This window comes from Nostoc sp. (assembly GCF_036917355.1).
GTDB lineage: Bacteria > Cyanobacteriota > Cyanobacteriia > Cyanobacteriales > Nostocaceae > Nostoc.
The window spans coordinates 1-14,963 of the sequence record NZ_JBALDP010000026.1; the positions used below are offsets into that span (position 1 = coordinate 1).

15 protein-coding genes are annotated in these 14,963 nt (G+C 40.8%); 6 read left to right on the top strand and 9 right to left on the bottom strand.

The annotated features are described in order from the left end of the window. Positions 1–97: 97 nt before the first annotated feature. Positions 98–1,219: a restriction endonuclease subunit S gene (locus V7K53_RS06935; protein WP_335197016.1), complete on the top strand. Its 1,122-nt coding sequence runs from the start codon at positions 98–100 to the stop codon at positions 1,217–1,219. A gap of 366 nt (positions 1,220–1,585) precedes the next feature. Here V7K53_RS06935 and V7K53_RS06940 read toward each other — a convergent pair whose 3' ends face one another. The 5 genes from V7K53_RS06940 to V7K53_RS06960 form a co-directional block, all read right to left on the bottom strand. Further along, positions 1,586–2,989: a ferredoxin:protochlorophyllide reductase (ATP-dependent) subunit N gene (locus V7K53_RS06940; RefSeq protein ID WP_335196877.1), complete on the bottom strand. Its 1,404-nt coding sequence runs from the start codon at positions 2,987–2,989 to the stop codon at positions 1,586–1,588. Between the two features lie 255 nt (positions 2,990–3,244). Further along, a complete protein-coding gene (locus tag V7K53_RS06945; RefSeq protein WP_335196878.1) occupies positions 3,245–4,036 on the bottom strand; it encodes a DUF5331 domain-containing protein in 792 nt (263 codons plus the stop codon). A 32-nt stretch (positions 4,037–4,068) separates the two neighbouring features. Continuing rightward, the gene (gene bchL, locus V7K53_RS06950) at positions 4,069–4,935 is read right to left on the bottom strand and encodes a ferredoxin:protochlorophyllide reductase (ATP-dependent) iron-sulfur ATP-binding protein (RefSeq protein WP_335196879.1); all 867 of its coding nucleotides are present in this window, start codon (positions 4,933–4,935) and stop codon (positions 4,069–4,071) included. Between the two features lie 679 nt (positions 4,936–5,614). Further along, positions 5,615–5,869, bottom strand: coding sequence for a TIGR02450 family Trp-rich protein (locus V7K53_RS06955; RefSeq protein WP_012410754.1), 255 nt, complete (start codon positions 5,867–5,869; stop codon positions 5,615–5,617). 61 nt (positions 5,870–5,930) lie between these two features. Continuing rightward, the gene (locus V7K53_RS06960; RefSeq protein WP_335196881.1) at positions 5,931–6,314 is read right to left on the bottom strand and encodes a hypothetical protein; all 384 of its coding nucleotides are present in this window, start codon (positions 6,312–6,314) and stop codon (positions 5,931–5,933) included. Positions 6,315–6,665: 351 nt separating this feature from the next. On the opposite strand from V7K53_RS06960, the gene V7K53_RS06965 reads away from it, so the two are divergent. Continuing rightward, positions 6,666–6,842, top strand: a complete 177-nt coding sequence (locus tag V7K53_RS06965; RefSeq protein WP_335196882.1) for a hypothetical protein — start codon at positions 6,666–6,668, stop codon at positions 6,840–6,842. Positions 6,843–7,168: 326 nt separating this feature from the next. Here V7K53_RS06965 and V7K53_RS06970 read toward each other — a convergent pair whose 3' ends face one another. Both V7K53_RS06970 and V7K53_RS06975 read right to left on the bottom strand, forming a co-directional pair. Next, the gene (locus V7K53_RS06970) at positions 7,169–7,714 is read right to left on the bottom strand and encodes a hypothetical protein (protein ID WP_335196883.1); all 546 of its coding nucleotides are present in this window, start codon (positions 7,712–7,714) and stop codon (positions 7,169–7,171) included. A 407-nt stretch (positions 7,715–8,121) separates the two neighbouring features. After that, the gene (locus V7K53_RS06975) at positions 8,122–8,262 is read right to left on the bottom strand and encodes a hypothetical protein (protein ID WP_335196884.1); all 141 of its coding nucleotides are present in this window, start codon (positions 8,260–8,262) and stop codon (positions 8,122–8,124) included. 266 nt (positions 8,263–8,528) lie between these two features. Here V7K53_RS06975 and clpB point away from each other — a divergent pair, with 266 nt between their 5' ends. Continuing rightward, the gene (gene clpB / locus V7K53_RS06980; RefSeq protein WP_335196885.1) at positions 8,529–11,147 is read left to right on the top strand and encodes an ATP-dependent chaperone ClpB; all 2,619 of its coding nucleotides are present in this window, start codon (positions 8,529–8,531) and stop codon (positions 11,145–11,147) included. Between the two features lie 106 nt (positions 11,148–11,253). Here clpB and V7K53_RS06985 read toward each other — a convergent pair whose 3' ends face one another. Beyond that, positions 11,254–11,811, bottom strand: coding sequence for an SRPBCC family protein (locus tag V7K53_RS06985; RefSeq protein ID WP_335196886.1), 558 nt, complete (start codon positions 11,809–11,811; stop codon positions 11,254–11,256). Positions 11,812–12,233: 422 nt separating this feature from the next. Here V7K53_RS06985 and V7K53_RS06990 point away from each other — a divergent pair, with 422 nt between their 5' ends. The 3 genes from V7K53_RS06990 to V7K53_RS07000 all read left to right on the top strand — a co-directional run bounded on the left by V7K53_RS06990 (position 12,234) and on the right by V7K53_RS07000 (position 14,176). Further along, complete coding sequence (locus V7K53_RS06990; RefSeq protein WP_292729343.1) at positions 12,234–12,428, top strand: hypothetical protein; 195 nt, start codon at positions 12,234–12,236, stop codon at positions 12,426–12,428. 290 nt (positions 12,429–12,718) lie between these two features. Beyond that, complete coding sequence (gene rd / locus V7K53_RS06995; RefSeq protein ID WP_292774831.1) at positions 12,719–12,883, top strand: rubredoxin; 165 nt, start codon at positions 12,719–12,721, stop codon at positions 12,881–12,883. A gap of 51 nt (positions 12,884–12,934) precedes the next feature. Next, complete coding sequence (locus V7K53_RS07000; RefSeq protein WP_335197017.1) at positions 12,935–14,176, top strand: NAD(P)/FAD-dependent oxidoreductase; 1,242 nt, start codon at positions 12,935–12,937, stop codon at positions 14,174–14,176. Positions 14,177–14,315: 139 nt separating this feature from the next. Here V7K53_RS07000 and V7K53_RS07005 read toward each other — a convergent pair whose 3' ends face one another. After that, positions 14,316–14,798: an SMI1/KNR4 family protein gene (locus tag V7K53_RS07005; RefSeq protein WP_335191480.1), complete on the bottom strand. Its 483-nt coding sequence runs from the start codon at positions 14,796–14,798 to the stop codon at positions 14,316–14,318. Positions 14,799–14,963 lie beyond the last annotated feature (165 nt).

The following is a 14,963-nucleotide window of genomic DNA, read 5'->3' on the forward strand; positions in this document are numbered from 1 at the left end:
TAACTCTGCTTTCTTTTTGATATTTCTTAGTTCTTGTGTACTACTCTGTCTGCTTTTTGCTGATCTGTGACAGTTAGGGTGCGGAAGGTGGGTTGTAATTGCTATTTCCGCAAACTGTGGTTCAGCTTTTTACTTTGATAGTGTAGTTGAAGATATTCAATTAACGCTTTCACATTACCTTGCAAAATTCAAAGTTGATACTGTTAAATTAAATCCACGTCTGTTGGTTTACTACTTAAATAGTAAAACAATTCAGAAATATTTTCGTGCAACTGAAACAGGTAAAACACAAAAAAATCTATCAAAAACATATCTCAGGGAATTACCAGTTTTTCTGCCGACTGAAATTGTAAAACAAAATGAATTATTAGAACAAATTCAGCCAATTGAAAATGAAATAGATCAACTCAAAAAATCAAAATTACAACCTGTAAACATCATAAACAAAGTTTTTGGAGACTACTTCAAAATTGACCTTGATGAAGTATATAAATTAGAAAAAGCTAAAATCTTACCCGTTTCATTTAGTAGCATTGCTTTGTATAATCTAGCATTAAGAAGTGGGCTAAGATGGAACAAAATGCAATACATTCAATCAATTCTTTATTCTGATATTAATTGCATTCAAACGCTCGGTCGTTTTATTAAATCCACAAAAAATGGATGGAGTCCATTATCAGTTGAAGGCGGCGAGGGTATTCCAGTATTAGGTCAAGAAAACTATAGTTTTGATGGTGTACTTAGAATTGAACCATCAAAATTTACAGAAGAAACTCGCAACAATATTAAAGACTTCTTTATTCAGAAGGGAGACTTTTTTATAAGCAGAGGTAATACTGTTGATTTAGTGGCTCTTGCATCAATTGTAAATGATGAAATAGAAGAAAATATAATATTTCCAGACTTATACATAAGAGTTGAATTAGACGAAACTTATATTGACAAGCAATATTTGAGCTATATTTTTAATTCTTTCATAGGTAGATTGTATTTTAAGTATGTTGCAAAAGGAAAGAATCAAACAATGGTAAAAGTATCATCAACTGAAATTTTAAATTTTAGACTACCAATTCCAGAATTGGAAGAACAGACCGAGATAGTTGAAGCCATAAAAATCCAACTTGACTCACAAAAAGAAATAGACCGACAGATTGAAGAAAAGCAACAAACAATAAATAAAATAATAGAAAGTGTAATTCTTGAAGGTTATGTTTTATGAACTCAGCACCTCTGGCTCATTTGTTGCTGCCTAGCCAAACTCAAATACCGAGAATGGTGGATTACCTAAACTTGTTAGTACTCCCGTCATTGTAAGATTTCTATACCATATCAGCGAAGACTCAGCCGCTAAGATTGGGTTCACTTTATTGAATTCTGTAGTGGCTGAAATTGCTTGATTAAGGTTCATCGAACTTATTCCTAGCTTTTGAGATTTGTTATTTCTGGCTGATATGTCGGGAAATGGGTGTTTCTACAACCGTTGAATCCTCGTAAATTGGCGAAGGTCTTGTAAAGTAAAAAAAGGACGAACTAAAAAGTTCGCCCGTAACATAGTATTATGCTGTTGCTAAATCCAAACCCAAATTTAAATCTTCGCTTCTTCTCTTACCAACTTATCCCAACCCAAATCTTTCAAATTATTATTCCTACGTAGCGGACGAGTTACCAACTCTAACATGTCACGCGCATTCGTAAAACCGTGAATTTGAGCAAAAGTGAACTCTACCGACCACTTAGTATTAATACCCCGTGCTTCCAACGGATTTGCGTGAGCCATACCAGTAATTACCAAATCTGGTTTCAACTCATAAATCCGTTGAAGTTGATTGTAATTATCCGGCTTCTCTACAATCCTTGGCAGAGGTGAATTCATTTCCTGACAAGTTTTCTCCAACAAAGCCAACTCAGCAGCTTGATAGCGCTTATCCATGTAGGGAATGCCGATTTCGTGAACAGTCATCCCGCAACGGATTAAGAATCTTGCTTGGGAAATCTCCAGCAAGTTATCACCCATGAAGAATACAGATTTACCACGAATCAGTTTCACGTAATCTTCCAAGCCTGCCCAAATTTGTGCTTCCCGTTCATCCAAACCCTTGGGAGTAATACCGAACACCGAGCAGATTTTCTCAATCCAAGCGCGAGTACCATCGGGGCCAATGGGGAAGGGTGCGCCAATGAGTTTACACTTGCGGCGGCGCATTAAGGTGGTAGCTGTGCGGCTGAGGAAGGGGTTGACACCTGCGACATAATATCCTTCTTCCAGTACTGGCAGTTCTGTGAAGCGCTTCGCGGGTAGCCAGCCGGAAACTTTAATGCCTTGCTTCTTCAGTTCCAAGGTTAACTGAGTAACTACGGGGTCGGGAAGGGAGCCAAAGAGAACTAAGGGTGGATGATCTACGTATTCAGATTCATCTTGGGCGACATCTTCTTTCTTCTTACCGAAGTTTAGCAATTTAGCGATCGCATTACGTTCACTCTTCTCTGTTTCCGCCACCGGAGCCTTATCAGGACAACGGTTAGCCATTGCGGCTAATACCGTGTCTTCCCCTTGGGTGAAGGCGTAATCTAGACCATTTGCCCGCGCTACAACGATGGGAATTCCGATTTCGGATTCTAGTTTTGGTGCTAAACCTTCTAAATCTGTTTTGATAATTTCGGTAGTGCAAGTGCCAATCCAGACAATTACACTAGGATTGCGATCGCGTTTAATCTGCAAGCACAACCGCTTTAATTCTTCATAATCACTCAGTTGTGCCGAAATATCGCCTTCTTCCAACTCTGCCATTGCATAGCGGGGTTCAGCAAAAATCATCACCCCCATCGCGTTTTGCAGGAAGTAGCCACAAGTTTTTGTCCCAATCACCAAAAAGAAGCTATCTTCAATTTTTTGGTATAACCACGCCACGCAGCTAATTGGGCAAAAGGTATGGTAATTTCCAGTTTCACATTCAAAGCTTAAAGCTTCTGGTTGTTGAGCGATAGTCATTTTGGTTTTTTCTCCCCTTTATATTTAATGGCAGTTCAACCAATTTCAGATTTTAGACTTCGGCTTCCTTCGGCTTCCTTCGGCTTCTCTACGAGACGCTACGCGAACGCTCAGGACAAGTTGCTCAGTCGAACGATTGATAATTTTGGATTGAAAGCTGGGACAACAAAAATATCCGCTGTCTAACGACAATTTCCCTAATTCCTCATCCAAAATCTCAAATCTAAAACTTAAAATTGCGAAGAACGGCAATAATTAAGCGTTGGGGAAGAGGCGGGCAATTTCTGATTCATCAAAAACGCCTGCTGGCAGTTCTTCCCCTAAAAAATCGTTATTTTCTTCAGCCTTTTGCAAAGCTGTTTCATCACCCCAGACATCTGATAACACGTCTTTAAACGCATTCTCATCTAGTGGACTATCTCCAAGCGCTTCGTCTTCTTCATCCAGCTTTACTTCCGTTGCAGCTGTTGTATCGAAGGCAATTTCCCCAAAATCATCTGCTTCTAAGCTAGAGCTTTGAAGAGATTCATCTTTTGAGTTGTGTCCGTTGGTTAAGGAAATATCGCCAAAGCCATTTTCCGTTTCTTCCAACTCGCTGATTCCCAGGCTTTCATCCTCAGAATCCACCATTGCGAATTCTTCAACTACCGCCACCGCCGCAAAGCCATTTGTATGAGCGTGTGTCAATGTTTCATCTTCAGGCTTTTCATCAATGACAGATGCTGCTTCTTCTACGTATTTCTCTACATCTGGGTTGACGACGAAGCGATTACCGAGAGCTAAATCTGGGTCAAAATGCAAATCCAGCACCTCAATCAGCGTATCGGCGTCAGGATTAAGTTTGGCAAAGGGCAGCATTAACTGCGCTAGTTTTGGCTCTAGGGCGTTAAGAACTCCCAGGATGAGGTAAGAAGGTGGTCGCTTCCCGCCATCAGGGGTGTACACCGATTCCACTTCCATGTGAAGGGTAATCCAGTCTCGATTATTCTGGAAAAATTGCAACCACTTTTGCTTTATTGAATCCGTAAAGCTGTGAAAGAATGCCATGTTATTGTCCCCCATCCTGAGAACTTGGTGATTTATACAATCATCAAGTCTAGTTCCTCTTCTGAATTAGGAACCTGGGGTTTACCCGGATTTAGATAAAAATCGGATAACAAAGAGAACAACTCCCGATCTGGTGTGTCATTAGGTACAACACCTTCGGGACGCGCCAAAATTTGGTCGGCGATGTTGAGATAGTAGTCGCAAACGTATTCTAGGGAAGGATCTTGCTCTGCCATCTCAAACAAAGTCTTACCTTTTACGCGGGAAACGCGGATATCTTCAATTAAAGGTAAAACTTCTAGAACTGGCATGGGCACTGCTTCTATATATTTTTCAATCAAGTCGCGCTTGGAGGTGCGATTGCCAATTAACCCAGCTAAACGCAGTGGGTGAGTTCTTGCTTTTTCGCGGACTGAAGCAGCGATCCGATTGGCAGCAAATAAAGCATCAAAGCCGTTGTCTGTAACGATCAGGCAGTAATCTGCATAGTTGAGTGGTGCTGCAAAACCACCGCAAACTACGTCACCCAGAACGTCAAAAAGAATTACATCGTACTCATCAAAGGCATTGAGTTCTTTAAGTAATTTTACGGTTTCACCGACTACGTAGCCGCCACATCCAGCACCCGCAGGTGGGCCCCCAGCTTCTACGCAATCAACACCGCCGTAGCCTTTATAAATTACATCTTCTGGCCAGACATCTTCGTAGTGATAGTCCTTTTCTTGGAGGGTGTCGATAATTGTCGGAATCAAAAACCCAGTCAGGGTGAAGGTGCTGTCATGTTTGGGGTCGCAGCCAATTTGCAGCACCTTCTTGCCACGTTTAGCTAGGGCGACGGATATATTACAGCTAGTTGTGGATTTACCGATACCACCTTTTCCGTAGACTGCTAGTTTCACTGTTGTTTCCCTCTTATAGCTTCTTGTCAAACTTGTGGCTCAAACATTTGCCTTCACCTTTCCTGAGATGGCGATGCGTGAGGTCTGTGAATGTCATTATTGGGCAAATTACCTAGAAAAGAAAGTGGCTCCTAATCTGTAAAACGGTCTTATCCGATGAATTAAAGCTTAATTATGTCTATTTGGATTTTTATGAACCTTAAAGACTTTAAAAAGTCTCAAAAGAGCCATTAAAAATTTTTATTATTTATTTTTATAAAAAGAGTTACAAAATACAAAAATATGAAATCTGCTTTTTTAAATGCTTTTCATAGAATTAGCTGATGTTTTTACAACGTCTTTTCAAGGCGTTGAGGCACAGAGTCAAGGGGAAAGAGAGGTATATGCAGCCTGATGCTGGAAATACTACTGGAATTTGCGTTAGCGTAACTCACCAAAGGTATCGCAGATAAATTACCAGTTTTCAGTCGGTAGTCACAACCATCTAATTGCTGCTTGAGAGTGAGTGAGTGTGATTTTGTAAAATATTATTAATTTTGCAAATATTTTCTAAGTTTAAGCAGAGCGAATAGGATTTGTGGCTATACAAATTTAGCCCACCTGCGTGGGCTAAGAGTAAGAGAAGAAACGTAGAGTGTGCGTAAGTCCTAATTTATTTCAGTCTATGTATTGAAGGTAATTAGGACACCTCAGTTTCAATTTCCTGGATTTCTTGTAATGTTTGCCAGCCAGCTTGCCACTGGGAGTTATCTTGTAATAATTTGGCATTTATCCAAAAACGGACTTTAGGATCGCAAGAAGCAACCATTTCGGCGTAAACCCACTTAGCCTGATTTTTACGATTGACAACTTGGAAGTGCCGCCAGCCATCAACTTTTCGCTGTGCTGTCCATTTAGAACCAACTAGATAAGGAAATTTTTGTTTTTTAGTCATTTGTTATTCGTCACTTGTAATTGGGAAAACACTTTCTTTATCCCAAATTTCCAGTACCCAATTAAGATGTCACCAAATCGCCATTACGGGTAAACTTCTGGCAATGCAACTCATTATCTTGCTGGACACATAGCGAAAACCATCTAATATGACTCCAGCAGGTATTGATGTTGTTGGTAATTTTGCGCTTTTTCTTAGAAAGGCGTTGCCTTACAACTTCATTAGGGCAAAGAATTTCTAACGTGCCTGTACCATCTTCGTAATTGACAATGCGAAATAGACAGTCTTGCAACATAGCACGGCTGCTGCTGTCGAAGAACCGCTTAAATCGCTGTAGCTTTTCCCCTTCAGTCATTTGGCTGATGGGTTTTATTTTCAAGAAATCCTCATCCTCAAAGTCAAAGTCATCATCTTCAAAGTCGTAGGGGTCAATCATTTTCAGCATCCACTATGCGACCTGGGATTATGTTAACTCTGTGTGGTGTAGGAGGAAAATAGTGGAGGTAAGGTAGAAGAACTTTAATACGTCATGCTTACTTACGCATTTAGATTCCTGCTTATGAAGGAGTAATTTTGTTTATCACCATGTCTCTATAGATATTGTTAAGACAGTTACCCATACATTCTAAGAAAAAAATAGTAAGCTTTAGCTTTCGAGGGTAAGCTGTTTTCAATGCGATTAAGTGTAATTGACCTTATGAAATATCTACTTGACCACTTTACATCTTTTAAATATAATTTGGACTGCTCTAAATCTCTTTATTATGAATAATTTTGTTTAATAAGCATCTCTAGAATGTCATCAATATTAATCGAAAAAGCTTTGAGCGTTTCTTTGATGGCTGCTTGTAAATTCAATGATATTTTGCTTCATGGTATTACTGCTGCGATCGCCATTTACTTTGGCTTTATTGCTACATCAAATTTATTAGAACTGAGTTCCGGGGAAAGCTACAGTCTTAGCCAGAAATAAATAGGAGTTGTATCAAAATTAAGTAAGCGAGCTAGTCATTTAATCGTGTTAACTTAATAAAGAATCGTATACCAAATAAAGTATACGATTTTTCATAAAACATAGAACTAAACTGTTTTCTACCCACGACTGGAATGCTTCAATTGTTCAACCGGGGATATTAGAGCTAATTACGGGCAGTGTAGGCCATACAGTTGGCTCCGCTCAAAATTAAGGGGGTACGCCCGTCTTTTTTAGTTTCGGCTAGGAAGGAGCAAACATTTTTGTATTAAGCAGTTTTACGTGTTACACCAAATAGGTTTTTTGGTGTAACAGGCGTATATTTACTACAAATCTAGTTGTTTAGACTGTGATGCTACCAGCGTAATGGCAAACTTAGTCCCTCGCTTAAAGTCTGCAATAGTTGCATTATATTGCAAGGACTGGTTCGATGGTAGGTAAGATGGCCCTCCGCAAGATACATTTAAATCCGTACCATTCTTAACTTTTAAATCAGAACAGCCATAAATTACTGTCTTATTGCCTTCATCATCGACTTTGCTGATCTGAAGGCTTTTAACAACCCCAGTTACGCCCGTAGGCAACTTTATAATAGCTCTTTCAACCCTCAGAGCTTGTGGTAACTTCATCGCGTTAGCACTGAAGCTACATCCATCGGCATTGTTAACTATCACAGTCGGTGGTAGAACATCGATTTCATTGGGGTTATTTGGATCTGGTATTATTCTTACATCACCTACAACTGTACAACCTGACTTTATAGGCGCAGTCAGTGAATCTGCAATTGCCATTCTAGGAAAGAAAGTTGCACAAATTACGAGTAAAACAGCAATAACGCCAAAAATCTTCTTGGAATATTTGAATTGATTCATTATTTTTCCTCTTTAAGTAAGTAGACGTTGAAAAAACCTCTATCTAAAGGAATATTCAGTAGTTTTTTTATTAAATATGCAAATATGCAATTTGATTTTCAAAATTAGATTTTTCTGCGGGTGTAGACATCGCCAAAGCACCGCAAAAGTTTTCGGATTACTGGCACGAACATTGATTTCCAGTATTGTTGCATTATTCCCTTGTTACATTAGCTGCTAGTTTCCAACTCAGCACACGCAACACTTTCTCCTCCAGCGCCGTCAATTAAGCACGATTCAGCTTCCAGGGCGACTCCAAAAACCTCTGTACCGACTCCTAAGCACTCACTGGAATAAACCCCAATACGGTTCAGTTAAGGGCTACTGGCAAAAATTTTGGGTTTTTGAGACGCGATAAATCGCCGTCTCTACAAGTGTTTTGGTCTTATCCGAACTGTATTGGAATAAACCCGACTAATGCGATCGCCTACGTGGACGCTTGCGCCATCGCACACAAGAGTGCATCTACTGACATTCCGCAAACCGGTAATTGAAACCGTGGGTTCCATGAGCTACTCCGGTTGTTGTGCAATGAACAAGAATCGCACATAGGAAAATCAAAACTACGGGAAAATACGACTTTTACAAGACGTGAACACCGATCTAGGCGATCGCTATCCTGTTCTTACAATATCTATTAAGAATAGAAATTTTCTTTACTTGGTGTTCTGGTGGTAGCCTGCGACAAGCCCTCCGGGTTCAGCAGTCGCTCATGGGGGAAACCCCCAAGACCGCGCTGCTTCACCACTACACCTTTACGTTCCTGAAAAAGCCTATGCAACCTACTAATCCTAACCAATTTACAGAAAAAGCCTGGGAAGCGATCGCCCACACCCCGGATATTGTTAAACAATATCAACAACAGCAAATTGAAAGCGAACACCTGATGAAAGCGCTGCTAGAACAAGATGGTCTAGCAACAGGGATTCTCACAAAAGCGGGTGTTAACCTCCAAAAACTGCGCGATCGCACTGAACAATTTTTTCAACGTCAGCCGAAAGTATCGGGTAATAGTACCTCGGTATACTTAGGACGCAGCTTAGATACACTTCTAGATCGAGCAGACGGATATCGCAAAGAGTTTCAAGACGAATATATTTCAATTGAACACTTATTGCTGGCTTACGCTAAAGATGACCGCTTTGGCAAAGCTTTATTCCAAGAGTTTGGTTTAGACGAAGGCAAACTCAAAAATACTATTAAACAAGTTCGTGGGAGCCAAAAAGTGACCGACCAAAATCCAGAAGGCAAATACGAAGCACTGGAAAAATACGGGCGTGACCTCACCGAAGCCGCGCGTAAAGGTCAACTCGATCCAGTAATTGGGCGAGATGATGAGATTCGTCGCACTGTGCAAATTCTTTCTCGCCGCACCAAAAATAATCCTGTGCTAATTGGCGAACCAGGTGTTGGTAAAACTGCGATCGCTGAAGGATTAGCACAGCGCATTATCGCAGGTGATGTACCTCAATCACTCAAAGACCGTAAGCTAATCGCTTTAGATATGGGTGCTTTAATTGCAGGGGCAAAATTCCGGGGTGAATTTGAAGAACGCCTGAAAGCAGTATTAAAAGAAGTTACTGAATCTGGCGGCAATATTGTTTTATTTATTGATGAAATTCACACCGTTGTCGGCGCTGGTGCAACCCAAGGCGCGATGGATGCTGGTAACTTATTAAAACCAATGTTGGCGCGGGGCGAATTGCGTTGTATTGGAGCGACAACTCTGGATGAATACCGCAAATATATCGAAAAAGATGCGGCATTAGAAAGACGGTTCCAACAGGTTTATGTCGATCAGCCTAGTGTAGAAGATAGTATTTCGATTTTGCGCGGGTTGAGAGAACGTTATGAAAACCACCACGGGGTGAAGATTTCTGATAGTGCTTTGGTTGCCGCCGCCGTATTGTCGAGTCGATATATTAGCGATCGCTTCCTCCCTGATAAAGCCATTGACTTGGTAGACGAAGCCGCCGCGAGATTAAAAATGGAGATTACCTCCAAACCAGAAGAACTCGACGAAATTGACCGCAAGATTCTGCAATTGGAAATGGAGAAGCTATCGTTGCAAAAAGAAAGCGATGCTGCTTCTCGCGAACGTCTAGGAAGACTGGAAAAAGAAATTGCCGATCTCAAAGAAGAACAAAAAACCCTAAATACTCAATGGCAGTCTGAAAAAGATATCATTGACAAAATTCAGTCTGTGAAAAAAGAGATTGAACGGGTCAACTTAGAGATTCAGCAAGCAGAACGCGACTACGACCTTAACCGGGCTGCGGAATTGAAATACGGTAATTTAACCAGTTTGCATCGTCAATTGGAAGCAGTAGAAGCTGAATTGGCAAGCACTCAAAGAAGTGGTAAATCCCTATTAAGAGAAGAAGTCACAGAAGCTGATATTGCCGAAATTATTTCTAAATGGACAGGAATTCCGATCAGCAAGTTGGTGGAATCAGAGAAAGAGAAACTCCTGCATTTAGAAGATGAACTACATCGTCGGGTAGTTGGACAAGAAGAAGCAGTCACAGCTGTAGCCGATGCAATTCAGCGATCGCGTGCTGGATTAGCCGATCCCAATCGTCCCATTGCTAGCTTTATTTTCCTTGGACCGACAGGTGTGGGTAAAACCGAATTGGCGAAAGCGCTGGCGGCGTATATGTTCGATAGCGAAGATGCGCTGGTGCGAATCGATATGTCTGAGTACATGGAGAAACACGCCGTCTCTCGCTTAATCGGTGCGCCTCCAGGATACGTGGGTTATGAAGAAGGCGGACAACTTACAGAAGCGATTCGTCGCCGTCCTTACTCAGTAATTCTCTTCGACGAAATCGAGAAAGCACACCCCGATGTCTTCAATATCTTCTTGCAAATTCTTGATGATGGTCGCGTCACTGATGCCCAAGGTCATAAAGTGGACTTCAAGAACGCTATTATCATCATGACCAGCAACATCGGTTCGCAGTACATTCTTGATATCGCTGGGGATAATACCCACTACGACGAAATGCGCCGTCGAGTCATGGAAGCAATGCGAAATAGCTTCCGTCCAGAGTTCCTAAACCGGATTGACGAAATCATCATCTTCCACGGTTTAGATAAGAAGGAATTGCGGCATATTGTGCTATTGCAAGTGGAAAGATTGCGGCAAAGACTGAGCGATCGCAAAATATCTCTCAAACTATCGGATGCTGCTCTTGACTTTTTAGCAGAAGTAGGATACGACCCAGTGTATGGTGCGCGTCCACTGAAGCGGGCGATTCAGCGAGAGTTAGAAACGCAAATTGCTAAATCCATCTTGCGCGGCGAATTCAACGACGGCAACACCATCTTTGTAGATGTGCAAAATGAAAGATTGTCGTTTAGCCGTTTACCAGTTGAAGTTTTTACCGGATAATTACACCTGATAAATCACACACAAAAACCCGTTTTCTCACAGAGAGCGGGTTTTTGAATTATCTATATAGGTAAAGTGAAAATCCAATCAGCAACGTCTGAATTTTTTATTGAGTCTTACACATAACTTGTCGCATTTTACGCATATTTGCAGGCAACTCTAAATTCATCGCTTGTTGAATAAAAATAGATGGAATCGGAATTAGAGGTGTCGCTTGCACAGTATAAGCAAGTATTGTGCCATTACCACAATCTTGTAGTTCTAAATTAGCGTTAAAGTCCTCAAAAGTCCCATTTACCATGCGAAATTGGATTTGCTGCCCCAGCACTTCTACAACATTGAGGTAAATTTCCACTTGAGCCGTAAAAAAGAAGAAGGCTTTTTGTGCTGCTTGATACAGACGTTTGACTTCACCTTTATGTACTACCTCACTCTTGGTGATATCGGGAAAATATTGCACCCAGCGGGGATAATCAGTTAATTGCTGCCAAACGTGCGATCGCACCATCGGCAAATACATCCAGGCTGTCACCGCGCCACCCGATAGCTTGTGCGATCGCGTTTCTAGCAAAATTTCACCCTGTACCAGCAAATTTTGCTTGTCTTGACTCCAAGCCATATCTGAACCTGCAATAATTGAATCTGATATATAAGACGCAGACATAATGATTAAGTTACTCCTCAACTCATCCACTTAAATAGAGTTGAAACTACAAGCCATAAAACTTGATTTAGATCCAACCCATTATTAAATTAGTTCCAGTTTAATACTTATCTTTTCCGGAAAGGATAATTTTTTGCTCATCATTTCAGTTACTTTACTGTAAAAACTGTGTTTCTTATCACAATCAACATAATTAATACTTCAGTGAGTTTTGTGAAAGTAATACTTGTAGATGAAAAACTGCGTTGTTAACAGCTAGAATGGCACAAACACGATTTAACATCAAGTACCTTACCCTAAAGTTTGGATAGTATCTCTCGGTTTTTACGTGTTATTTCTGATGAAACTATAACTTCATCGTAACTTCATATTTTAATTATCAATATCAAGTGTAATGTCTGTTGAGTTGAGAGGAAAATTAGATGAATCAATCTTCTTTAAATCGTAGATTAATCCAGATTTTTGGTACACTTCTCGGCATAAGCGTTGCCGTCTGGGTACTGAGAGGTATTGGTATTCTCACTTTTATCCCAGGTGGAATTATTTGGCTCTTGCTACTTGGAGCGATCGCGATCGGAATTATCAGTTACGCCCAAAGGACATGGTGGCGTTTTTAGTTATTTGTCATTGGTCATTTGTCATTGGTTATTGGTCATTGATAAAGAGTTTTTGGTATATACCTCTGCCCTCTTGGGCGAAAAAAAACTAATGATTACGGGCTAATTCAAGTCACGGTCACAAGGGACGTGGTTTCTGTTGGACTAATGATTAATGACTAATGACTTTGCGAAGCGGTTTTATTTTCATACCGTAATCTCGTTTAAGAATTGTAGCTTGCCTATTTTGACTCATTGCCAAAAGTATTTAATAGGGAAGCAATAGCAATAATTTACGAGGGGAAAGGGACATGGCAAAGTATAAATGTACTGTTTGTGGCTATATATATGACCCAGCAGAAGGCGATCCAGATAGCGACATAGCACCGGGAACAGCCTTTGAAGATATCCCAGAAGATTGGTCATGTCCAACTTGCGGTGCGACAAAAGACGACTTTGAACCTGATGAAGAGTGAAAATAACAGCTAGCCTAGAAAGTAGGTGCTGTAAAAGAGACATTTTTGAAATTGTTACCGTTACAAATTGTAGTTATTGGGGGTGGGGCAGCAGGATTTTTTGGCGCGATCGCTTGTGCTAAAGCCAATCCTGATGCCCAAGTTACTTTACTCGAAGCCAGTCGTCAACCCCTAGCGAAAGTGCTAATTTCTGGTGGCGGACGCTGCAACGTGACTCACGCTTGCTTTGAACCAGAGGAGTTAGTCCAAAATTACCCCAGAGGTGCAAAAGCTTTGCGGGGTGCTTTGACTCGGTTTGGGCCTCAAGATACAGTAGCTTGGTTTGCTGCTGGTGGAGTCTATCTCAAAACGGAAGCTGATGGCCGGATGTTTCCTGTCACCAACACTTCAGAAACCATTGTGGAATGTTTAATTAAATCGGTGGCGAAATCTGGGGTAAAACTCCGCATCGGTACGCATGTAACTTCGGTGAGAACCGCAGCAGATGGGGGGTTTGATATTCTTCTGAAGTCGGGAGAGACAATTAAATGCGATCGCCTACTTTTGGCAACCGGTAGCAGCCTTGCGGGTTATAAAATTGTCCGAGAGTTAGGTCATCAAATTGAACCGCCAGTACCCTCGTTATTTACCTTCAACATTGTCGATCAAAAGTTGCGGGAATTGGCTGGAGTTAGCGTTAATCCTGCTCAATTGCGGTTATCTGCTGGCGGGAAATCCCAATTACAACAAACTGGGCCATTACTAATTACCCACTGGGGTTTGAGTGGCCCGGCTGTTTTGAAGCTTTCGGCTTGGGGTGCGAGAGCTCTGCACGAAAGCCGCTATCAAGCTACATTATTGATTAATTGGCTGCCTGATTTGCACCAAGAACAAGTGCGAGAAAAAGTTTTAACAGTTAAGGATGAATGGGGAAAGAAAGCGATCGCATTGCATCGCGGCGTCGATCTACCCCATCGTCTCTGGCAATATATCATTGCCCGTGCAGGCATTACCACAGAAGACCGTTGGGCAGAAATATCTAGTAAAACCTTAAATCAACTGGTGCAAGAACTTACTCAGGGACAATACTTAATCAACGGCAAAGGAGCCTTCAAAGAAGAATTTGTTACCTGTGGCGGTGTCAAGCTCAAAGAAGTCAACTTCAAGACAATGGAAAGTAGGTTAATTCCTGGTCTTTATTTTGCCGGAGAAATCTTGGATATTGATGGCGTTACCGGTGGGTTTAACTTCCAAAGTGCTTGGACAACCGGTTATTTAGCAGGGATAGCAATGGCGACTAACCAGATAGCTTAAAAGAGTTCGTAGTAAGCACTAAAGTCCTTAAAAATCAGGGCTAAAGTGCTTACTACGAACTTAGAAAAATTAATGTAGCAGAATACTATAACCGTTATCGTTAAAATTTATTTCTTCTCAAAAAGATAACTTTGAAATGTTATCTCCATCCTCTCCTTATCAAATATTCAACTTCTTCTACAAATTTCTCTATCCAATCCATCACAGATTTACTGGACTCTTTGATTGTGCCACTATCATCTAGAAAATAAACAGAACAGTCATCTTGTCCATCGGCAATAATAAACCACGGATCTCCATGTAAAGCACAGATACAGAAAGCATTTTCAGGTAAAGGTGTACATTCTTCTCCCTCAGCAATAGACTCAAGGATAATCTCTTGCTGCCATTCATTCATTTTAATAAGTTGGTCGTAATAAAACTCAATTTCCGATCCTCTAATAAGCTTTCCAGCATTATGCCCAAGTAAGCCTAAGATTTGCCTGTAAGTTCTTGGCAACACTCCATATTTACTCTCAATGTATGCAATTTCCTCTGAGGTACATCCTTGTAGGTCTTGCTCATTTTTTACTATTTCACTAGCAAACAAGCGCTCTCTTAATTCTTGTATATTATTAATCATTTTAAAATTTGAACTGTCTAGAGGATAAATAATCTCTATCTTAATTATTAATTATCTAACTAGTACAAAATCGCAAAAGTCTACTCTTAAAACTTGTTACTAAGAGCTTCTCCGTGTTAACCTCAACGCATTTACCAGTTATTTAAGAACAAGCGATCGCTACTT

What these genes read in the sequence shown, in the direction of transcription:
- V7K53_RS06940 (WP_335196877.1), bottom strand. Translation starts at nt 2,989, where the DNA reads ATGACTATCGCTCAACAACCAGAAGCTTTAAGCTTTGAATGTGAAACT.
- V7K53_RS06945 (WP_335196878.1), bottom strand. Translation starts at nt 4,036, where the DNA reads ATGGCATTCTTTCACAGCTTTACGGATTCAATAAAGCAAAAGTGGTTG.
- V7K53_RS06955 (WP_012410754.1), bottom strand. Translation starts at nt 5,869, where the DNA reads ATGACTAAAAAACAAAAATTTCCTTATCTAGTTGGTTCTAAATGGACA.
- V7K53_RS06960 (WP_335196881.1), bottom strand. Translation starts at nt 6,314, where the DNA reads ATGCTGAAAATGATTGACCCCTACGACTTTGAAGATGATGACTTTGAC.
- V7K53_RS06965 (WP_335196882.1), top strand. Translation starts at nt 6,666, where the DNA reads ATGTCATCAATATTAATCGAAAAAGCTTTGAGCGTTTCTTTGATGGCT.
- V7K53_RS06970 (WP_335196883.1), bottom strand. Translation starts at nt 7,714, where the DNA reads ATGAATCAATTCAAATATTCCAAGAAGATTTTTGGCGTTATTGCTGTT.
- V7K53_RS06975 (WP_335196884.1), bottom strand. Translation starts at nt 8,262, where the DNA reads ATGGAACCCACGGTTTCAATTACCGGTTTGCGGAATGTCAGTAGATGC.
- clpB (WP_335196885.1), top strand. Translation starts at nt 8,529, where the DNA reads ATGCAACCTACTAATCCTAACCAATTTACAGAAAAAGCCTGGGAAGCG.
- V7K53_RS06985 (WP_335196886.1), bottom strand. Translation starts at nt 11,811, where the DNA reads ATGTCTGCGTCTTATATATCAGATTCAATTATTGCAGGTTCAGATATG.
- V7K53_RS06990 (WP_292729343.1), top strand. Translation starts at nt 12,234, where the DNA reads ATGAATCAATCTTCTTTAAATCGTAGATTAATCCAGATTTTTGGTACA.
- rd (WP_292774831.1), top strand. Translation starts at nt 12,719, where the DNA reads ATGGCAAAGTATAAATGTACTGTTTGTGGCTATATATATGACCCAGCA.
- V7K53_RS07005 (WP_335191480.1), bottom strand. Translation starts at nt 14,798, where the DNA reads ATGATTAATAATATACAAGAATTAAGAGAGCGCTTGTTTGCTAGTGAA.